Source organism: Bacteroidota bacterium, assembly GCA_030706565.1.
Taxonomy (GTDB): domain Bacteria; phylum Bacteroidota; class Bacteroidia; order Bacteroidales; family JAUZOH01; genus JAUZOH01.
Map to the genome: position 1 here is coordinate 1 of JAUZOH010000400.1, position 3,375 is coordinate 3,375.

Annotated in this window: 2 protein-coding genes; both read left to right on the forward strand. The window is 37.9% G+C overall.

Annotation, left to right across the window (positions count from 1 at the left end; translation table 11 throughout):
- Positions 1-865: 865 nt before the first annotated feature.
- A complete protein-coding gene (locus Q8907_14695; GenBank protein MDP4275520.1) occupies positions 866-2,533 on the forward strand; it encodes a sodium:solute symporter in 1,668 nt (555 codons plus the stop codon).
- A gap of 442 nt (positions 2,534-2,975) precedes the next feature.
- Positions 2,976-3,375: glycosidase (locus Q8907_14700; GenBank protein ID MDP4275521.1), on the forward strand; the 400-nt coding region annotated here is incomplete at its 3' end.

A 3,375-nucleotide genomic window follows, 5' to 3' on the forward strand; every position in this document is an offset into this window, starting at 1 on the left:
CAGACCAATTATCCTTGTGGAACCGGGAGATGAAAAGGGTAGTAGAGCCTGGAGAATTCAAAATAATGGTGGGGAGCTCATCTGCAGATATAAGACAAAAAGGTAGTTTATGGGTTAATTAATAAATAATTAATTTAAGTTTCGCAAGTAGTATAAAGGGGTTATAACAGATTTCTTTGTGGCACTCTGTGTAATAAATCGATACAATAACACAGAGGTGCACAGAGAAGACACAGAGGAATATTTCTCAATATTTCTATGTGACATGATGAACAATAAATCTCAGTTGTTAATTTTTATTCCGTTCAGGGAGATATTTACTTGCGAAACTTTAATAAATAACAATAAATGCTATAGAAGACAAGTAGTGGCGAAATCCAATATTGAAATCCGGTTCAAAATTCAGAAGAGTTTCTCCACTATCCTGGCTTAAAATCAGGCAGCATGGTTCATCTTGCATGATCTGCCAACTGACGACTTACAGTGACTCATGGTTGGTCTTTATTGCCCATATTTTGTCCCATTAGGGACATAACCATTATAATTCATGGAATTTTTTCGGGGAGTCCGTCTGCTGATGGATTCTTATAGTTTTAGTAAATAAATTATCTACGTATGAGATAAAAAAATATTAAATTTAAGTTTAATATTAAAAATAAACCTGTTCATAAATTATATTCCCGAATAAATATGGAACATGTTTGCGGATAAACCACAAATGAAGAAAGCAAGCAGGAGTTGCATATGCCCTTTAAAAAGTAATTAATTATTTATGAACTGAGTTTATAATCGTATAGTTCTTCCACCAGTTATCCAGTTTTCTATTGCAGATTCATAATAAATTAATAACTAATAATTTAAAATTATGGCAGCTCTGGATTGGATTATTCTTTTAATATTTTTTGTTTGCCTCATGGGCATTGTATTTTGGGTATTAAAACGCAAAAAAGACGATACGAGTGACTATTTCCTTTCAGGTAGAAGCGAAACCTGGCTGGCAGTGGGCGCTGCAATTTTTGCAGCAAATATAGGCTCCGAGCACCTTGTTGGTTTGGCCGGAGCGGGGGCTGAAAGCGGTATGGCGATGGCCCACTGGGAAATGCAGGGCTGGATGATACTGATTCTCGGCTGGGTGTTTGTTCCCTTTTATGCCCATAGCCGGGTATTTACCATGCCGGAGTTCCTTAAATTACGTTTCAATAAAAGTACAAGCTCTACCCTTTCGGTCATTACCCTGATTAGTTATGTATTGACCAAGGTTTCTGTCACGGCTTTCACCGGCGGAATTTTCCTTCAGTCGGTGATGGGCATTGATTTTTGGTACGGAGCAATTGGACTTGTGCTTCTTACAGGGATATTTACTGTACTTGGGGGAATGAAAGGTATTATGACCATTTCTGTAGTTCAGGCACCCATCCTTATTGCAGGCGCAATTACCATTCTTATTCTGGGACTTCTTAAAGCGGGAGGCGGGTGCTTGCTTGACGGATGGCAGGCAGTCGTAAAATTTGCTGGGAATAATATACATTTGATTCATCCTAAGGGTGATCCTTTATATGATAATTTCCCCGGTGTTAGTGTATTTTTCGGAGCTTCAATTATCGGTTTCTGGTATTGGTGCACCGACCAGCATATTGTTCAACGGGCACTTGCTTCAAAAAATCTCAATAATGCACGCAAAGGAACTATTTTTGCCGGTTTTCTTAAGATTTTGCCGGTATTTATGTTTTTGATTCCGGGTATGATTGCTGCTGCTTTAAGGGCAAAAGGTATTTTACTTTTCAGTGATAATAACGAAGCCTATGGAAGCCTTGTCGGTTATCTTTTGCCCATGGGCATTAAAGGAATTGTAGTCGTTGGTTTTATTGCTGCTTTAATGACATCACTGGCTGCACATTTTAATTCTTCGGCCACGCTTTTCACCATCGACTTTTATAAAAACTATCATCCCACTGCCAGCGAGCACCGCCTGGTTTGGATCGGACGGGTTGCAACCGTTACCGTAGTGCTTTTGGGACTGATATGGATTCCCATCATGAAAACCTTAGGCAGTGTGCTTTATGAATATCTTCAGAAAGTGCAGTCATTGATTGCCCCGGCCATTGCTGCCGTGTTCCTTATGGGCGTATTTAACCGTAAAATCACGCCTAAGGCCGGCCAATGGGGATTACTTATTGGTTTTTTGATAGGAATGTTTCGCTTAGGCTTAATGATTTTTGATCCGGGAACACATTATAATGCTGCAACTCAAAAATTGATTACTGATCCTGCCCTGAGATACGGACTATTCAAAATACTCGATTTAAACTGGATACATTTTTGTATTATCCTGTTTTTCCTCACTATGGCTATTATGGCTGTAATCAGTATGTTTACAAAAAGAGCCGGTGAAGAGCAGCTGAAGGGGCTCACTTATTTCTCGCAAACTCCGGAACAAAGGGCGGAAACCAAAAACAGCTGGAGTAAATGGGATGTGTTGACCTCACTTGTTGTAGTGGCCTTTTGTATTGGGTTTTATATTTATTTCTGGTGAAAAATATAGGCTTCTTTTTTTAGCAATTATTTGACAGGTCGAAAATTTTATAATCAAAGAAGATCCGGTAATCTTATCATATTTGAACAATACCTCCATTTTAATGCAATAGTCCATAAAATTATAACTCTCCAATCTTCATTTATGGACTATTGCATTTATCTCCAAAATATTTCCTTTTAAGACTCGGTGTAATATATTATAAAACAGCATTATAGACGAATGCTTTATGATAATATTTTTGGGTTTTTGCCGATTAAAATTCAGTATTCGCTTGGACTAGATTTCGAGGCTTGAGTCTTTTATCAATTCAACAATTCCATTTTATAAAATGATAAAATAGTATTACAGTTATCCTATGATGTGAAATTATATTTGTCGTCACAAGAAATACAATTGGCCTTTCTTGTATAATTAGGATAAGTTATAAAAAATAGAAAAGATGGATAGCGAGTTTAAGAAAAGACTCCAAGAATTGGAAAAATCATATAAAAATTTAATAATTCGAAAAAATATAAAACAAACTTTGGGTAATGGTATTTATTGCAAATATGTTTACCCAATTCTTTCCAATTATCATACCCCATTATTCTGGCGCTATGACCTGAATCCGCAGACCAATCCCTTTCTGATGGAGCGGTTTGGGATCAATGCAGCGTTTAATGCGGGAGCGATAAAACTGGAGGGGAAATACTTGCTGGTAGCCAGGGTGGAAGGTGTAGACCGCAAATCTTTTTTTGCGGTGGCCGAAAGCCCCAATGGAGTGGATAACTTCAAGTTTTGGGATTATCCGGTTAGTATGCCGGAGACGGAGGAGCCGGATACGAATGTGTATGACATGC

Excerpts from the sequence above, each read along its gene's own strand:
- Q8907_14695 (MDP4275520.1), top strand. The coding sequence starts at position 866 with ATGGCAGCTCTGGATTGGATTATTCTTTTAATATTTTTTGTTTGCCTC.